At 53.6% G+C, this 16,882-nt stretch carries 17 protein-coding genes; 11 read left to right on the forward strand and 6 right to left on the reverse strand.

The features are described 5' to 3' along the window. Positions 1-215: 215 nt before the first annotated feature. Positions 216-986 carry a FadR/GntR family transcriptional regulator gene (locus AC2FNE_RS15640; protein ID WP_170608438.1) on the reverse strand — a complete coding sequence of 257 codons (771 nt, stop codon included), beginning with the start codon at positions 984-986 and terminating at the stop codon, positions 216-218. 159 nt (positions 987-1,145) lie between these two features. Between AC2FNE_RS15640 and AC2FNE_RS15645 the strand changes: the two genes are divergently transcribed. The 4 genes from AC2FNE_RS15645 (at position 1,146) to AC2FNE_RS15660 (ending at position 7,497) form a co-directional block, all read left to right on the forward strand. Further along, positions 1,146-2,333 (forward strand): aminotransferase-like domain-containing protein, encoded by a 1,188-nt coding sequence (locus AC2FNE_RS15645; protein WP_170608437.1) that lies wholly within the window; start codon positions 1,146-1,148, stop codon positions 2,331-2,333. Positions 2,334-2,708: 375 nt separating this feature from the next. Beyond that, positions 2,709-6,164, forward strand: a complete 3,456-nt coding sequence (locus tag AC2FNE_RS15650; RefSeq protein WP_496805765.1) for a chromosome segregation SMC family protein — start codon at positions 2,709-2,711, stop codon at positions 6,162-6,164. Between the two features lie 54 nt (positions 6,165-6,218). Then, positions 6,219-6,569 carry a hypothetical protein gene (locus tag AC2FNE_RS15655; RefSeq protein ID WP_496805766.1) on the forward strand — a complete coding sequence of 117 codons (351 nt, stop codon included), beginning with the start codon at positions 6,219-6,221 and terminating at the stop codon, positions 6,567-6,569. A gap of 130 nt (positions 6,570-6,699) precedes the next feature. Beyond that, positions 6,700-7,497 (forward strand): class II glutamine amidotransferase, encoded by a 798-nt coding sequence (locus AC2FNE_RS15660; protein ID WP_170608434.1) that lies wholly within the window; start codon positions 6,700-6,702, stop codon positions 7,495-7,497. 12 nt (positions 7,498-7,509) lie between these two features. On the opposite strand, the gene AC2FNE_RS15665 is transcribed toward AC2FNE_RS15660, so the two are convergent. Genes AC2FNE_RS15665 through AC2FNE_RS15675 form a run of 3 tightly spaced genes read right to left on the reverse strand, consistent with a single transcriptional unit; the run spans position 7,510 to position 10,573 of the window. Then, positions 7,510-8,673: a lytic murein transglycosylase gene (locus tag AC2FNE_RS15665; protein WP_496805785.1), complete on the reverse strand. Its 1,164-nt coding sequence runs from the start codon at positions 8,671-8,673 to the stop codon at positions 7,510-7,512. Next, positions 8,673-9,611: an adenosylcobinamide-phosphate synthase CbiB gene (cbiB, locus tag AC2FNE_RS15670; protein ID WP_170608433.1), complete on the reverse strand. Its 939-nt coding sequence runs from the start codon at positions 9,609-9,611 to the stop codon at positions 8,673-8,675. Before cbiB ends, AC2FNE_RS15665 begins: the two co-directional genes overlap by 1 nt. After that, positions 9,608-10,573 carry a threonine-phosphate decarboxylase gene (locus tag AC2FNE_RS15675; protein WP_170608432.1) on the reverse strand — a complete coding sequence of 322 codons (966 nt, stop codon included), beginning with the start codon at positions 10,571-10,573 and terminating at the stop codon, positions 9,608-9,610. The genes cbiB and AC2FNE_RS15675 overlap by 4 nt, the downstream gene beginning before the upstream one ends. A 183-nt stretch (positions 10,574-10,756) precedes the next feature. On the opposite strand from AC2FNE_RS15675, the gene AC2FNE_RS15680 reads away from it, so the two are divergent. Further along, positions 10,757-11,119 carry a response regulator transcription factor gene (locus tag AC2FNE_RS15680; RefSeq protein WP_496805767.1) on the forward strand — a complete coding sequence of 121 codons (363 nt, stop codon included), beginning with the start codon at positions 10,757-10,759 and terminating at the stop codon, positions 11,117-11,119. On the opposite strand, the gene AC2FNE_RS15685 is transcribed toward AC2FNE_RS15680, so the two are convergent. Next, positions 11,101-12,090, reverse strand: a complete 990-nt coding sequence (locus AC2FNE_RS15685; RefSeq protein WP_496805768.1) for a glutathione S-transferase family protein — start codon at positions 12,088-12,090, stop codon at positions 11,101-11,103. The two genes, AC2FNE_RS15680 and AC2FNE_RS15685, sit on opposite strands and share 19 nt — an antisense overlap. A gap of 207 nt (positions 12,091-12,297) precedes the next feature. On the opposite strand from AC2FNE_RS15685, the gene AC2FNE_RS15690 reads away from it, so the two are divergent. Then, positions 12,298-12,651, forward strand: coding sequence for a hypothetical protein (locus AC2FNE_RS15690; protein ID WP_170476844.1), 354 nt, complete (start codon positions 12,298-12,300; stop codon positions 12,649-12,651). A gap of 523 nt (positions 12,652-13,174) precedes the next feature. On the opposite strand, the gene AC2FNE_RS15695 is transcribed toward AC2FNE_RS15690, so the two are convergent. After that, positions 13,175-14,347 carry a MalY/PatB family protein gene (locus AC2FNE_RS15695; RefSeq protein WP_496805769.1) on the reverse strand — a complete coding sequence of 391 codons (1,173 nt, stop codon included), beginning with the start codon at positions 14,345-14,347 and terminating at the stop codon, positions 13,175-13,177. Positions 14,348-14,441: 94 nt separating this feature from the next. Here AC2FNE_RS15695 and def (AC2FNE_RS15700) point away from each other — a divergent pair, with 94 nt between their 5' ends. From def (AC2FNE_RS15700) to AC2FNE_RS15720, 5 genes are read left to right on the forward strand one after another with little or no spacing between them, the layout of a single operon-like run. Beyond that, a complete protein-coding gene (def, locus tag AC2FNE_RS15700) occupies positions 14,442-14,960 on the forward strand; it encodes a peptide deformylase (protein ID WP_170476848.1) in 519 nt (172 codons plus the stop codon). Further along, positions 14,957-15,451 (forward strand): peptide deformylase, encoded by a 495-nt coding sequence (gene def, locus AC2FNE_RS15705; protein ID WP_496805770.1) that lies wholly within the window; start codon positions 14,957-14,959, stop codon positions 15,449-15,451. The genes def (AC2FNE_RS15700) and def (AC2FNE_RS15705) overlap by 4 nt, the downstream gene beginning before the upstream one ends. Positions 15,452-15,473: 22 nt before the next feature. After that, positions 15,474-16,388: a methionyl-tRNA formyltransferase gene (gene fmt, locus AC2FNE_RS15710; protein ID WP_496805771.1), complete on the forward strand. Its 915-nt coding sequence runs from the start codon at positions 15,474-15,476 to the stop codon at positions 16,386-16,388. Positions 16,389-16,394: 6 nt separating this feature from the next. Next, positions 16,395-16,631, forward strand: coding sequence for a hypothetical protein (locus AC2FNE_RS15715; RefSeq protein ID WP_496805772.1), 237 nt, complete (start codon positions 16,395-16,397; stop codon positions 16,629-16,631). A gap of 1 nt (position 16,632) precedes the next feature. Beyond that, positions 16,633-16,869, forward strand: a complete 237-nt coding sequence (locus tag AC2FNE_RS15720; protein ID WP_170476856.1) for a GlsB/YeaQ/YmgE family stress response membrane protein — start codon at positions 16,633-16,635, stop codon at positions 16,867-16,869. Positions 16,870-16,882 lie beyond the last annotated feature (13 nt).

The following is a 16,882-nucleotide window of genomic DNA, read 5'->3' on the forward strand; positions in this document are numbered from 1 at the left end:
CCAAATCGCTCATGTCAGATCGCGCCAATTTCCCACTCCCGCCTGTTGTTTTGCGAAAGTGAATCACAAGCCTATGTGAATGAACAGAAATTTATGGGTGTGCTGCCTAGTAAGGTTCTACTTTAAACAACAAAGCGGCGACCAACGCGCCTTTGGCTAACTTAGGGTTAAGGCGCGAAATAACAGCTAGGTGCCGGGAAGATGCCAACCAATCATCAGGTTTCTCTCGTTTCATGTTGCAGTCTTTGTTGAGCTACGGCTTCGTTTTTTTGGGCCTTTTGTTGGTCTGCCATGCATTGTTCAACGAAGCTAAGGTGACGCTCAACAGCCGCTCGCGCGCCTTTTGGGTCGCGGTCCTGCAGGGCGGCGTTGATAGCGCGGTGTTGGTCCAGAATGGCATCGCGCGTGGTGCGCTGTTGGAACATGATCTGTCGGTTGTAGAACACGCCCTGCCGCAGCAGATCGAACATCGACCGCATCATATGCAGCATCACCACGTTGTGGCTGGCCTCGATGATGGCCATGTGGAACTGGGCATCCAGATGCGCCTCTTCCTCGGCAGCATTGCGGTCATGGGCGGCTTCCATCTTGTCCAGAATGGCCTGAACAACCTTCAGGTCGCTATCTGATCCCATCCGCGCGGCACGTTCGGCCGCCAGCCCCTCCATATCGCGGCGGAAAGAGAGGTAATCGAACACGGCCTCATCGTGACTGCTGAACAACCGGATCAGGGCTGGGGAAAATGCTGAACCCAACACTTCTGCTACATATATGCCTGACCCTGCTTTTGAGGTCAGCAATCCTTGTTCCTGCAGATCTGCAATGGCCTCTCGCAACGAAGGGCGCGACACACCCATTCTTTCGGCGAGTTCCCGTTCTGAAGGCAGGCGTTCACCGGGTCGCAAAATACCGCGCAGGACCAGCAGCTCGATCTGTCTAACAACGGCTAGGGAAAGTTTCTCGGTCTGGACTTTTTGGAACGGCATGGCCGGATTCTGCGAAATTGGTCAAATCATATGACCACGTATCCACACCGTGTTCAATGAACCGAATTCACTTTCCTTGAAATATTAGGTCAGTATTATTGACTTTAAACAACGTTCTCGTAGCTTGCGCAGGTTAAACGGCCAAAGAGGAACACGCCAATGGACCAACTGTTCGCTACCCGTGCATCACGGATGAAAGCATCCGAGATACGCGAATTGTTGAAGCTGCTGGACCAGCCTGGCATTATTTCTTTCGCGGGTGGCATCCCCGACCCCGCTTTGTTTCCGGCCAGTGAATTCGCTCAGGCGTTTCAGCTTGCCTTAGGTCCCAAGTATCAATCGCAAGCGCTTCAATATTCGGTGAGTGAGGGCTATGTTCCACTGCGCCAATGGTTGGCAGACCACATGAAGCAAATTGGCGTTTCATGCGGAATCGATAACATCCTGATTACTTCGGGATCGCAGCAGGCGCTTGATTATCTGGGTAAGCTATTTCTTTCACCCAGTGATACTGCTTTGGTGGGGTGGCCAACCTACTTGGGAGCCCTTGCAGCTTTTAACGCATACGAGCCGCGTTTTGACAGGCTAAGTATCAACGGCAATCGTAGAGCAGCTGAGTATCGGGCTGGGACCGGAGATATAAAGTTTGCCTATTTGTCGCCCGATTTTGCCAACCCGACAGGTGAAACGGTCGATTTGCGAGGCCGCGAAGCATTATTGAACTTGGCTGAGGAATTGGATTGTGCCGTAATCGAAGACGGTGCTTATCAGGCGCTGCGCTATGATGGCGATCCCGTTCCGCCGATTTTGGCGCTTGAAATTTCTCGCAAACAGTCGCTTGAAAAGTGCCGGACTATCTATTGCGGCAGTTTTTCAAAAACGCTGTCGCCCGGCTTGCGGGTTGGGTGGGTGGTTGCTGCCAAACCGGTGATTTCGCAACTGGTTCTCATGAAACAGGCTGCGGATCTGCATTCCGCTACAATCAACCAGATGGCAGTGCATCGCGTTGCAGAGGCTTGTTTCGAGACCCATATTCCAATGCTGCGTCAAGTGTATAGGTCACGCCGGGATGCGATGCTGGCCGCACTGGATCAATTTATGCCCGAGGGCGTTCAATGGACCAAACCCGAAGGCGGGATGTTCGTTTGGGTGACTCTGCCTAAGGGAATGGATGGGTCAACTCTGTTGGCGCGGGCACTGGCAACGGTCAAGGTGGCGTTTGTTCCCGGGCAAGCATTTTTCCCCGACGAAACAGGAGCCAACAACTTACGCCTCAGCTTTTCGAATTCAGATGAGAAAACGATACAAGAGGGCATACAGCGGCTCGGAGAAGTACTGCGGATGTAAGGCATAAAGATTGCAATAACCCTATTGCGTCCAGCCGCTTGAAGGATCCGCGATTGCAGGGGCCAAAAATATTAAACTGTCCAATATTGGAAGTTCTAGGTGACGCAGCAGCAATTCTTGGGATTATCGGCTGTCATTAGGAACTGGGTGGGTATTTGTAGCATGCCGTTGGCCCTCGCCCCAATTACGATTGCAACGAGTTTGGTAGATAGGATTACTTGGTTTTCGCGTGCGAGTCCTATTGAGAACCGGGTGATTTTGCCAAGATATTGTGGATAACTTAGGGCTTTGGGCCATATCCTGCGTATGTCCGTTGACTTGAGCCCAAGTGACGCGCAGACTTCCGGACCATAGGAATCACAGGAACAGCCACCGTTGCGTTTCAGTAAACTCAAACTGACTGGCTTTAAAAGCTTTGTTGATCCGACCGATCTGATCATCGCGGATGGGCTGACTGGTGTAGTGGGCCCGAACGGATGCGGCAAGTCCAACCTGCTTGAAGCCTTGCGTTGGGTAATGGGCGAAAATCGTCCTAAATCCATGCGCGGCGGCGCGATGGAGGACGTGATTTTTGCCGGAGCCGCGACGCGTCCAGCCCGCAATTTCGCCGAAGTAGTCCTGACGATGGACAATTCCGATCGCCTTGCACCTTCGGGATTTAATGAAAGTGACCAACTTGAGATTGTTCGACGTATTACCCGTGACGTCGGCAGTGCCTACAAAACGAATGGCAAAGATGTCCGTGCGCGAGATGTACAAATGCTGTTCGCGGATGCTTCGACGGGCGCCCATTCGCCTGCGCTGGTGGGGCAGAACAGGATTGCCGAGTTGATCAACGCCAAACCGCGTGCTCGCCGCAGAATTTTGGAAGAGGCGGCTGGTATCTCTGGGCTGTATCAGAGGCGGCACGAAGCAGAGCTTAAACTAAAGGGCACCGAGACCAATCTAACCCGGGTTGATGACGTGCTGGAGCAGTTGGGTGCCCAGCTTGCGCAACTGGCCCGTCAGGCCCGTCAGGCCGCTCGCTATCGAGAAATTGGCGAGCAATTGCGCAAGGCCGAGGGGATGTTGCTTTATCGCCGCTGGAAAGAGGCGGACATTGCCCGCCAGCAGGCCGAAGAAAAATTGCGTGATCGGGTCACCGAAGCATCCCGAGCAGAAGCCGAGGCCAGAGCCGCCGCGGCCAGGCGTTCCCAGATCGAAGAAACTTTACCTCCGTTGCGCGAAGAAGAGGCCGTTGCCGCCGCAGTTCTTCAGCGCCAACATGTGCAACGCGATGCTTTGACCGATCAGGAAACCCGCGCGCGCCAGACGATTGAAACTCTGACCAGTCGAATTCAACAGCTCGGCAACGATATTGACCGTGAGACTGGCCTTAACCGTGATGCGGGCCAGATGATCGAGCGTCTGGAATGGGAAGCGCGTGAACTTGCCAAGGCGGCCGAAGGCCACGAAGACAAAGTGTTGGAGGCTGCCGAAGTTGCGCGCGAGGCCGCCTCAATTCTGCAGGATAGGGAAGATCTTCTTTCGCAAGAGACGGAAGATACAGCGCGTCTTATAGCCCGTCATCAATCTGCTCAGCGTTTAGTCGAAGATGGTCGCAAGACATTGGCACGGAGCGAGGCAGAAGAAGAGAAGGCTCGTTCCGCGGTTGATGAGGCCGAAACGACGCTGAGCCGCGCTGGTGAAGCATTTGAAACTGCAAAAACTGGTGAAGAACAGGCGCGTGAGGTCGCGGAGGCGGCCGAAGAAGCTTTGACAACTGCCGACGAGATGCGTTCTGAAACTCAGGCACGAGAGGCGGAAGCCCGCGCAAAGCGTTCAGAGGCTGAAGGCGAGCTTGGCGCAATCCGCGCCGAAGCAAGTGCACTGGCTAAATTGGTTGAAAGAGACACCGCAGAAGGCGGGCAGGTGCTTGACCTGTTGCGCGTGGCTCCCGGATATGAAAAAGCGCTTGGTGCCGCACTTGCTGATGACTTGCGCGCGCCTTTGGTCGAGGGCGACGGGCCGTCCGGCTGGGTGCGGGTTTCGGGATATGACAGCGACCAGCCTCTGCCCGAAGGGGCAGAACCATTAGCTTTGTATGTCTCTGGTCCTGACCGCCTTAGCCGCAGGATCGCTCAGATTGGGCTGGTCGATGCGGATCAGGGTGCCCGTCTTCAAGCATCGCTGAAACCAGGCCAAAGGCTAGTTTCTCAGTTAGGGGATTTGTGGCGCTGGGACGGTTTTCGCGCCTGGGCCGAAGACGCGCCAAGCGCTGCCGCGCTGCGGCTGGAGCAATTGAACAAATTAGAAGCTCTCAAGCAAGAACTGGCTCGGACCGAAGCGCAGGCGGATGGCGCACGCGCAGCGCACGAAGCATTGTCGCAGAAATTGGCTGATGTGACAGAAGCAGACCGCCGCGCCCGCGAAGCTCGTCGTGCTGCAGATCAGCGCATGGCTGAAACCGCGCGACAGCTTAGCCGGGCCGAAGCGGACCGTAATTTGGCGCAAGGGAAATTGGAGACCCTTACTCTGGCGGTTGAACGCCACAAGGAAGATGCAATGTCAGCCCGTGCGCAGTTGCGCGAAGCCGAGGCCGCGCTGACCAGTTTGGGTGATCTGGACACCGCCCGCGCAAAGGTTGAGGATATTAAACAAACGGTTGAGGCAGCTCGGATCACAATGCTGACCCACCGTTCGACTCACGATGAATTGCGCCGCGAGGGCGAAGCGCGAACCCGCCGTGCACAAGAGGTAACCAAAGATCTTAGTGGATGGCGGCACAGGCTGGAAACGGCTGAAAAACGTATTTCTGAACTTGCTCAACGTAAGGAAAGTTCGGAAGAAGAGCTGTCGGAAGCGATGGCCGCCCCAGGCGAAATAGCGGAAGCTCGCGAGGAACTCAATGAACTGATAGAAACCGCTGAGGGACGTAGGGTTGAAGCTGCCGACAAGTTGGCCGAGGCAGAAACACATCAGCGTGAAGCTGTGATGGCCGAGCGTGAGGCAGAACGTTTGGCCTCCGAAGCCCGCGAAACCCGCGCTGCTGCTGAAGCAAGGTGCGATGCCGCCAAAGAGAGTGTCGCAGCTGCCGCTGAACGAATTGCAGAGGATCAACAGTTGACACCGAACCAGTTGCTCAACCAACTGGAGGTTAACCCCGACCAGATGCCTGCCGCCGACGCATTAGAGGCAGAAGTAAATCGGCATAAGCGCCAGCGTGACGCAATGGGCGCGGTGAACCTGCGCGCTGAAGAGGATTCGAAAGAAGTTCAGGAAGAATTCGATACACTGAACGGTGAAAAAGCTGATTTAGAAGAGGCGATCAAAGCTCTGCGGAGTGGGATTGCCAGCCTCAACCGTGAAGGGCGTGAGCGACTGCTGACTGCGTTTGAACAGGTGAACTCGAACTTTGCGATGTTGTTCAAACACCTTTTTGGTGGTGGTGAAGCAAATTTGGTTATGGTTGAAAGCGACGACCCACTAGATGCAGGACTGGAAATTATGTGCCAGCCACCTGGCAAAAAGTTGTCAACCCTTAGCCTGCTTTCTGGCGGGGAACAAACTCTGACCGCTACTGCGCTGATCTTTGGTGTGTTCCTCGCCAACCCAGCACCGATATGTGTGTTGGATGAGGTTGACGCACCTTTGGATGATGCAAACGTAACCCGTTTCTGCGATTTACTTGATGAGATGTGTCGGCAAACCGATACACGATTCCTCATCATTACTCACCACGCAGTGACCATGGCGCGAATGGATCGTCTTTTTGGTGTCACCATGCAGGAGCAAGGCGTAAGCCAACTGGTTTCCGTCGACCTTAACAAGGCCGAACAGATGGTCGCCTAAACGATCAACACAATGTTATGTCAGGTTTATAACCGATCAGGTTAGACTAGTGACATGACCCGTTTCTTGATCGTGACTCTGCTGTTTTCCTGCCCCGTTTGGGCCGCCGAATGGTCCACTAAGCCCGGAGATATTCCATTGTCGACCGAGGAGCTGGAAGCTTTGGCAGGTCGGACATTGACCTTCTATGACAATGGCAAGTCCAAATTTTCCGCTGGCGGGGCGTATTCATACACCTATGCCAGCGGAGAGTCTGCCTTTGGAACATATTCGATCGCCGAGGATGGAAGTGTTTGCGTATCTTACCGAAATGGGTTCGGTCGCTGCGACCTTTATGTTTTTAGCGATGATCGGCTGATTTTGATTGATCAAATGGGCAACCGTTTTCCGGTGCGTGATGAGTAAATGATCTAAAAGCTCAAATCGACTGCATCGTTTGATAGGTTTTTTGCCTTCTTTGCCTTTTAATAGAGGCATATTCTCACATAGCCCGTGATAATCATCTCAGTGCGCTATATTTTGTGGGACAAATCATATGTGCCGATTTCTGGCTTGGGTTGGACAACCGCGCTATTTGGATGAGCTCGTTTTAGAACAGGAGCAATCCCTTGTCATCCAAAGCCGAAATGCGCTGATTGGCAAGACGCCAATAAACGCTGACGGCTTTGGAATGGCGTGGTATTCTGATCGCCACTCTCCATGTTTTTACAAAGACACGAACCCAGCGTGGTCGGATGCCAATCTGAAACAGTTGGCCCATCACACGCGGTCCAGTCTGTTTCTGGCGCATGTAAGAGCATCTACCGGCACCGCCACCTCACGAAACAACTGCCACCCATTCGGAGCGGCAAAATGGAGCTTTATGCACAACGGTCAAGCAGGAGGTCATGACCTTATCAGGCAAGAGTTGGATGCGATGATCCCAGCAGAACTGTATGAACATCGAATGGGGGCGACTGAAAGCGAGGCGATCTTTTTGCTCGCACTTGGTGAAGGTTTGGATTCAGACCCTGTTGGCGCCATGGCTCGCGCGGTCGCTCGTGTAGAAGCTCTGTCCAAACGTCGGGGCTCGGCACCATATCTCCGGTTTGCGGCCTGCTGTTCAGACGGAAATCGGATATTTGCAGCCCGATATGCTTCGGATCGATACGCGCCAAGCTTGCATTACAGAACATGCAAAAGCGGTGTTATCATTTCCTCAGAACCTCTGGATGCCAATTGTCACGACTGGTTCGAGGTTAACCCCGATACCGCGATTGAGACAGAAGGATCAGTAGTCAAAGTTCACGATTTCGTTCCAGCCCGGCTTGGCGTTGAAGAAGAGGTCGCTTAGATAGCCTCGTTCTTATAGCCGGTTTAGCAACTCGACAGTTGGCCAAGCATCTGCCGGCAGCCCCAGCCGCGCTTGTTCGGCTTGCACTGCAGCCCGTGTGCCAGCCCCCAATATTCCATCTATTTTGCCAACGTCGTGTCCTCGCACCTGCAGTTTGCTCTGAAGTTGCTTCATCTGAGCTGCCGACAAACCTTCAGTTGGGTTACCCGCATTATATATTTCCGCACCTTCCAGCCTTGTGCCGAAATAGGCCGCCGTCAACACGTAAACAAAGCTCTGGTTCCATTCAAAGTAGACGTCAAAATTGGGGAAAGCCAGAAACGCTGGCCCCTTGTGCCCTTGTGGCAATATCAACGACGCGGGTAAGTCGGGTAAATTCCCGCTTCGCGCCTGAACACCCATGGTCTGCCAGTCCGAAACTGACCGTGGTTTGCCCGGCCCGGACAACGACCAGTCCATTTGAGCGGGAACAGTAACTTCTTGCAGCCAAGGCTCACCCGGTCGCCATCCCAGATGCGATAGCATCTTGGCGCCCGACATCAGAGCATCCGGAGCAGAGGTTTTCAAGGAAACCTTGCCGTCGCCGTCCCCGTCAACGCCATTTTCCAGTATGTCGCGCGGTAACATCTGGACCATTCCAATTTCTCCAGCCCAAGCCCCTGTTGTGCGATTGGGATCGAAGTTGTTCTGTCCATAAAGTTCGATCGCTGAAAAAATCTGTGGACGGAACAGATCTGGTCGGCGGCAGTCATGCGCCAGTGTTACCAAGGCATTTCGGGTGTTAAAATCGCCTTGCACCGCGCCGTAGTCGGTCTCAAATGCCCAGAATGCCAGCAAAACACCACGAGATACCCCATATTCACTTTGGATTCGGTCAAACACTGAATCGTACTTTCGTGACATAGATTGACCGCGTTCAATACGGTTGGCTGAGATCAAGCGCCGCGAAAAGTCGATAAAAGGTTTCTGAAAGACACCTTGAGCACGGTCAGCCCTTATCACAGCACCATCCTGCCGAACCCCTTGGAAAAAGCCATCGACAGTGGCTTGGTCGAACCCATTCCCAAGTGCCTCGGATTTCAAGCCTGCAACGAAGCTTTCGAAATCGCCACCGCACTGCGCCAGGGCAGGGGTGGCAAACAAGGTAGTGGCCAGCAGGCCCGAGAGGATGCGCATCATTGGATGCTCCATTCTAAAACTATTAGGTTGAAACTAAACCACACCGACAACAACCCAAGCGCAAGCCCCCAAACCTTCCAAAGCATGTCGCATGCGCGGAAAACCTCCGTCGCGCCGATTTCACGGTTGGCGTCGCCGTTTACCCAAGCCAGGTCACGGAGTTTTCCGTCATAGCTGCGCGGCCCTGCCAGCGCTACGTTCAACGCGCGGGCCATTGCGGCCTCGGGCCAGCCTGCATTGGGGGAGATGTGTCCGCGTGCATCGGCGACGATCTGGCACCAAAAAGCCCACCGGCGCGACAGAGCTACGATTAACACACAGGTCAACCGCGCTGGAATCAGGTTCAACAGGTCGTCGAACCTCGCGGCGGCCCAGCCGAAATCGCGGTAAGTTTCGTTACGATATCCAATCATGCTGTCCGCTGTGTTGACTGCCTTATAGACTATCAACCCGGGCAGGCCTGCGATCAGAAACCAGAACGCAGGTGCGATCACTCCGTCGCTTAGGTTCTCGGCCGCGCTCTCAATTGCCGATCTGGCAACCTGGGCTTCGGTCATGTCCTGGGTATCGCGTGACACGATCATGGCGACTTTTGCCCGCCCGGCGGGAAGAGACGTCGACAGCCCGACCGCTACATCCCGAACATGTATCACAAGCGATTTCTGGGCCAGCAAGATGGCGCAGACGATGATTTCTATGGCCGGTCCAAGCAAAGAAAGCAGTTTACCCAATATCAATGAGCCTACGACCAGTAGAGTTAGAGCCAGTAGTCCCTTGGCCCTCCGCTGAGCGCCAAGATTTAATTTCCGATCAAGCCACTCTATACCTGCGCCGATTAAGATTGCCGGATGGCGAATGCGTGACCATAGCCAATCCGGCTCACCTACGATTGCGTCCAAGCACATGGCGCAAATCAGCAGGAATCCTCCGGTCACAAAGCGCCCTCCAGCCTGTCCCAATCACATTTATTTGGTAGCCCCAAACGGAGAAAATTCGTCGAGTACGGGAAGATGCGGCTCCAAATTTGAGAGCGGGCCAGCTTGGATTGCCACGCTGTCGCGTCACTCACATGGTACAGGCGAAACAAGTCTGTTCCGCCAAGCAATCGGGCGCCCTTGTCGCAAATCAATTTGTCCAACCGATCTGCATCACACGAGAGTTTGGTCCGGGTTTCCTCGGCCCATTTCACATCCCTCAAAGCCTTTTCGCCGATCCTTAACGCGGGTCCAGATACGGCCCATGGTCCGATCAGTTCGTTTAGCCGCGCGATCAAGTCAGGCTGTCCGACCGCAAAACCAAGCCGCAAACCAGCCAGTCCCCAGAATTTTCCAAAGCTCTTGAGTACAACAACGCCCGGTCTTTCCGTCTGATTTATCAGCGTCGCGTTGGGGCAAATATCGCAGAAACTTTCGTCAATCACGGTCAGGGGCGCATCTACATCAGCCTCTTGCCAAATGCGCCCATCTGGGTTGTTGGGGTGCACAATCACTCGAGCCTGAGCAGGACTGCTTTCCTTCACTGACCAGCCATGCGCCAGAAATGCCGCGGCGTGTTCGTTGTAAGTTGGTGTGGTGATCCGAACATGTCCCGGAGGGGCCAAAGCCGGTAGCCTTGCAATGATTGCCGAGGCTCCAGGCGCAGGCAAGATTGATGCGCTGTCAGGTATTGACCAGAACGATCTGGCGGCGTCACACAGGCGGCTAAATGCATCGTTGTCTGGCAGACTTGTCCAATCACTATTTTTCAACCCCGCGACGTCATAAGGGTGTGGATTAATACCCGTCGACAGATCGATCCAATCCGTGCGATCACCACCATAGACTGAAATGGCATGATCTAAACCGCCGCCGTGGTCCCGCTCGGCTTGTCTGTGCAGAATGCCAATGGTGTCTGCCATGCGTCCCTCTGGTGAAATACCGGTGCAGAGGCGGTTCAAGCGGATTTTCGCCATTTACACAAGCAAATCTGCGTGAAAAGGGCTCGCTGCAGGTATCGTTAACCATTTGTTAAGAAAATCACGGGATCACGGATCATGGGGTCGGCGCCGTTTTTTTGTTATCTAGTGCCGAGGTTGTGGCAAATGAAAGTATTGATTGTTGAGAGTAACCCTGACCTTGGTGGGCTCTGGCAAAGGCATCTTGAAAGGCAGGGGGGAGAGGTTACTTTAGTAGCCGGGCAAGAGGCTGTGATCTTGGCCTTATACGGTACAGCCTTTGACATCATCGTGCTGGATTTGGTGTTGGAAACCGGAAGCGCCTTGGCTGTGGCAGACTTCGCAAGCTATCGTCGCCCCAATACAAGGGTAATCTTTGTGACCAATACCACTTTCTTCTCGGATGGCTCGATATTTGCACACAGTCCGAACGCTTGCGCCTACGTCCAAAGCAGCACGCCGCCAGAAGATCTGGTGGCAATGGTTGCACATTACGCAGCGGGTCGCTGACTGCGACGGTGCGGCTCCATATAATCCAACACAGGGTTCGTCGGGATAATCCGGTTCGGATTGATACTATCGTGACTATAGTGATAGTGCCGGATGATGTGATGAAAGTTCACCGTGGGCTTTACACCGGGCCATTGGTACAGCTCGCGTGTGTAGGCCCAGAGATTTGGATAATCGATCAACCGCCGCCGATTGCACTTAAAATGCAAATGATAGACTGGATCGAACCGGATCAGTGTAGTGAACAGCCGCCAGTCCGCTTCGGTCAGGCGATCCCCCATGAGGTAACGATTTGAGGAAAGATGACCTTCTAACCAGTCCAGCGTATCGAACAACGGGTTGACGGCTGCGTCATACGCCTCTTGCGATGTGGCAAAACCGGCTTTGTAAACCCCATTGTTGACGTTGGAATAGATGCGTGCGTTGACCTCTTCGATCTCGGTTCTCATCGGCGCTGGCCAATAATCATCTTTGTTTCCGGTAATCCCGTCGAAAGCCGAGTTGAACATCCGGATCATTTCTGAACTTTCGTTCGAAACGATCGTTTTCGTCTTTTTGTCCCAAAGGATAGGCACCGTCACTCGGCCGGAATACTCAGAATCAGCCTTGGTATATAATTGATGCGCAAAATCCATGCCGTGGAGCGTGTCGCCTGTCGCGCCTTGGTCGTCAATTTCAAAGGTCCAACCTTGATCCAACATATCTGGGTGAACGACTGAAACGGAAATATGGTCGCTTAGGTCTTTGAGTTCGCGAAAAATTAAAGTGCGATGGGCCCAGGGGCAGGCGTAGCTGACATACAAGTGATATCGCCCGCTTTCAGCTCGAAAACCACCTTTGCCGGATGGGCCGGCGTCGCCATTTTCTGTCAGCCAATTACGAAACTGAGCGGCCGAGCGTTTGAATGCCCCATCACTGGACTTAGTGTCATACCATGTATCCTGCCATTTTCCGTCAACGAGCAAGCCCATTTCATTCCTCCATTCAAGTTGCTTTACAAATAGCTTGACGGTGTCCCACTTCCTACATTGGCGAACGCGCATAGTCCCTGCGCAAACGCACAGCGATCCCGAAATGTCCTCACAACACGATCTCGGAACCAACCTGCACCTTATAGCTTCACTGGATTTTTACGATTTACTGATCACAATGGTTAATGATCTGCCGGAGAATTTTTGATGAGTACCTATGTTTCAAGGGAAATACGCGCCGAATTGGATGCTGCGCGAATCGCTGCGTTGAAAAAAGCGAGCCGCTTGCGGGTTGAAGTCGGAAACAATAGCTACAAAATTCTTAGATTGTGGAAGGATGGGTTTACGGTCGAGACCGAAACAACGCCGCGTTTGCGCGGGTTGGTCGATGTTTTTGACGGAGCAAATCACTTGTATCAGTGTTTGATCGTCGCTGCCGAAGAAGGTGCTGGCGAAATGAGTTACGAGTTTAAGCGCAGCACCGCAAGCGCGGACAAAGCCCCACTGGATTTTTACCGCGCTCCGGATGCGCCGATTGCTTTGCTTGGATATGAAGACTAGAGCCGGATTTAGGCGGTTGGTCGGTTAGGCCTCAAACTTAACAATCGGGCCATTTCGGCATTGGCTATTGTGATTCAGCCCGATGTCGAGTCACACGACAGGGCAATTCCTCTAATTTCGTTCGGTCGCCTGTGGATGAAGATGTCGCCGTCCGAATTGTGGTTTCCCTGTCGGGCATGTTCCGTGTCATCTGCCTGTGGACAGTCAATGCCCAATGACAGTTGGAGCGTGCTTTGCGGGTTGCGGCGATCGATCCCAAAGGTCCCTTCCGGATTTTATTGCTACCTTCCACTACCTTGCCGCCTTTGGGTGCGAACCCCTGCACAGAGTTGGCTTGCTTCATAACCTTTCGATCCAGTGAAGCTGTCAACCAGCGGCTGATTTTCAATCAAAAATATTCAATGCGGCTGGCTTCAGGCATCATTCGCGGGGCAGGTGGGTTTGGACTATATCCGTGCCACCCGATCCTCCTGCCCAAAACCAGCAAAGGCAGGGCAAGGATTAGCCTCACCCGGCGTATGAGTTACTGCAAATCTCCGAAAGCATGCATTAGCCGTGCACAGGCTTCTTCAACCCGCCCGCGTTGAGTGGCCAGATTAAACCGCTCGAACGTTTCGCCTCCGGCGCCGAAACCAGGGCCGGACGAAGTTGCGATCCTTGCATCTTGTCTCAGTCGCCGGACAAACTCTGCGTGTTCCATTCCGGTGCCGGAAAAATCTACCCAAGCGAGATAAGTCGATTGCAAAGGCATCGACCAAAGACCAGGTATTTTGGCAATCGTTTCATCGAACCGACGGCAGTTGCTCTGCAGATGAACAATTTGTTCGTCGACCCATTCAGCGCCTTCAGGGCTGTAAGCGGCGGTGATCATTGCAACACCCAAAGCGCTGGGGTCGTAATCAAGGGTTTTCAGACGATGCCGCATCTGTTTGCGCAGTTTTTCGTCAGGAATGATCATGTTCCCGGTTCGCTGCCCCGCAATATTGAAAGTTTTCGAAGCAGCTGTCAGTGACACAGTCCAGGGTCGTGCGTCTGGAGCCGCGATATCCATTGGAACAAAAGTGCTGCCCGGATATACCAGATCGTGATGAATTTCGTCTGACACCAGAATCAGCCCGTTGCGTTCGGCAAATTCCGCAACGGCTCTCAACTCTTCGGGCGTCCACACCCGGCCTGACGGGTTCTGTGGCGAGCACCACAACAATAGTTTTTCTGTCCCATCCAACCGTGATTGCGCATCTTCCAAATCAAGAACGTACGTATCGCCCTCGCGTACCAATGGGCATTCGACAACCCTGCGTTCGGCATTGTTCACCTTGTGAGCGAACTCATGATAGACAGGCGAAAATAAAACTATGCCGTCGCCGGGTTCGCTCCAAACGTCAATACTCAGTGCAATAGCGTTGCCTAATCCCTGTGTAGTGAGAATCCAGTCGGTGTCGACGTCCCAGCCGTGGCGATTTTTCATCCACCACTGGATTGATGCAAGATACTCAGGATGAATCCAGGAATATCCAAAGACGCCAAGTTCGGCTGCTTTCCGAACCGCCTCAATCACACACGGTGCGGTGGGATAGTCAGAATCCGCGGTCCACATGGCCAGCCCATCTGATGGCGATACGCCATACAGCTGCTCCATCTTATCCCATTTTGAACTGTTGGTGCCCCGGCGGTCGATCAGGTCGTTAAAAGTCATATCTGCTCCATTTGTTGGGCCGAAAGCTACTCGCAATTCTGCTGTGTGCAAGGGGGGCGTTGCGGCTTAGTGCGCATTGCCCTAAATCAACCCTATGAAGCGTAAAATCCTCATCCACCCCGATCCCCGACTGAAAAAGGTGTGCGCGCCGGTTGACGACATTACTGATGCGTTGCGCGCTTTGGCTGATGACATGTTGGAGACGATGTACGACGCGCCAGGTATCGGACTGGCCGCGCCGCAGATAGGTGTACTTGACCGATTGATCGTGGTGGATTGTGTCAAAGAAGAAGGCGAGGCACCACGCCCCTTGGTCATGTTCAATCCCGAGGTAATTTCTGCCTCGGACGAAACCAATGTCTACGAAGAAGGTTGTCTTTCCATCCCGGATCAATATGCGGAAGTGACCCGACCCAAAGTGGTTGAAGTGGCGTGGATGGACCGTGACGGTAAGGCGCAAATTGAAACCTTTGATGGCCTTTGGGCAACGTGCGTTCAGCACGAGATCGATCATTTGAACGGTAAGCTGTTCATAGACTATCTCAAACCGTTGAAACGGCAGATGATCACGCGAAAGATGCAAAAGCTGAAGCGCGAACAGGCCCGCACATGACGGTTAGGACGTGCCTTCCATGGCCTGACAAACGTCTTCGAACAAAAGCACAGCAAGTGGCCGCGATTAATGACGATGTCAAAGCCATCTGGAATGATATGATTGACACGATGGAGGCTATGCCGGGTGTTGGTTTGGCTGCGCCTCAGATCGGAGTGATGCTGAGGCTGGCGGTGGTCGACGGCTCTGCGGAACGTGGTCGGGCGGTTCGTATGGCGAACCCTGAAATCCTCCACAGTTCAGTCGAATTGCGAGAGCATGAAGAGGCCAGTCCGAACCTGCCGGGTGTATCGGCCAAGGTAAAACGGCCTCGTGCCGTGACGGTCAAGTTTCTTAACGAACACGGGATTGTGGATCGGCGCGACTTCGTTGGGATCGAAGCAACAAGCGTCCAGCACCAGATCGACCACCTGAACGGTAGAATGTTCTTTGATCGTCTCAGCAAGGTGAAACGCGACATGCTGCTACGAAAAGCCAAAAAGATGGGGTGAAACCCAAGAAGTGGAGGGGCCGATGCGGATAGTTTTTATGGGAACACCTGATTTCTCGGTGCCGGTTCTTGAGGCGTTGGTCGAAGCCGCGCACGAAATTTTGGCGGTCTATTGCCAGCCCCCTCGTCCTGCAGGGCGTGGCAAAAAAGATCGGCCAAATCCGGTTCAAGCGCGGGCTGAAGAATTGGGCCTGAACGTCCGTCACCCAGTTTCGCTTAAATCACCTGCCGAGCAGTCCGCCTTTTCGGCGTTGAATGCTGATGTCGCCGTGGTAGTTGCTTATGGTCTTATCTTACCCCAAGCCATACTGGACGCGCCTGTGCACGGCTGTTTGAATATACATGCCAGTTTGCTACCGCGTTGGCGCGGGGCAGCGCCAATCCATCGCGCGATCATGTCCGGTGATGTGGAAACCGGTATCTGCATTATGCAGATGGACGCTGGACTGGATACTGGTCCGGTTCTATTGCGCGAGGCGACGGAAATAGGAATCGAAGAAACGACCGCCCAATTACACGACCGTTTGTCCGTTTTGGGGGCAAGGCTGATTGTCGATGCATTGCGCAAGTTGCCGGACCTAATTCCTGAGCCGCAGTCCAAAGTGGGCGTGACCTATGCTGCCAAGATCGACAAGGCCGAGGCACGGGTGGATTGGTTCTGCCCTGCTGTAGAAGTCGATCGCCAAATCCGCGGGTTGTCGTCCTTTCCCGGCGCTTGGACCGAGATCGACGGGGAACGAATCAAGCTGTTGGCTTCGCGTATGGCAGAAGGGCAAGGCGAGCCCGGCGAAGTTTTAAGCGAAAACCTTACCGTTGCCTGCGGTGAAGGAGCCATTGAATTGCTGCGCTTGCAACGGGCGGGCAAGGGGGCGCAGGATAGGGAAACCTTTTTGCGGGGCAGGCCAATCTCGGTCGGCAGTCGCTTTGCTGTGGAGTAACGCCACATGTTCATGATCATGATGGGTACTGTCGTTATTGCTGGAATCGTCAGCTATTTGTCCGAGGTGACAGGATTTACTCGAAATGGGTATTTACAATCGATCATAATCTGTATTGGCGGCGCATTTCTGTTTTACTTCGTTCGCATCATGTTCGGAATTAGTTTTGGCCCACCTGGTCTGGATGCAGTTTTATCGTCAATCGGTGCCTTGATTATCGTACCAACGCATTGGAGGAAGTGAGATGCCCGTAGTAGCTTTGATAATAATCGGTGCGGCTGCAGGTTTCCTCGCCACACGTCTAATGCGGATCGAAGCTGATATTCCCACAACTATGTTAATAGGCATCGTTGGCGCGTTGGTCGGAGGACTCCTGCTCCGAACCTTGGTCACCGTTATGGGGTGGTTGTCAGGATTTATAGGTGCTGTATTAGGTGCGCTTTTGGTGATCTGGATTTGGCAGAAATACCTGCGCCGCTGAGAAACACTTTCTT

It is taken from the genome of Ruegeria sp. YKSD179 (assembly GCF_059612885.1).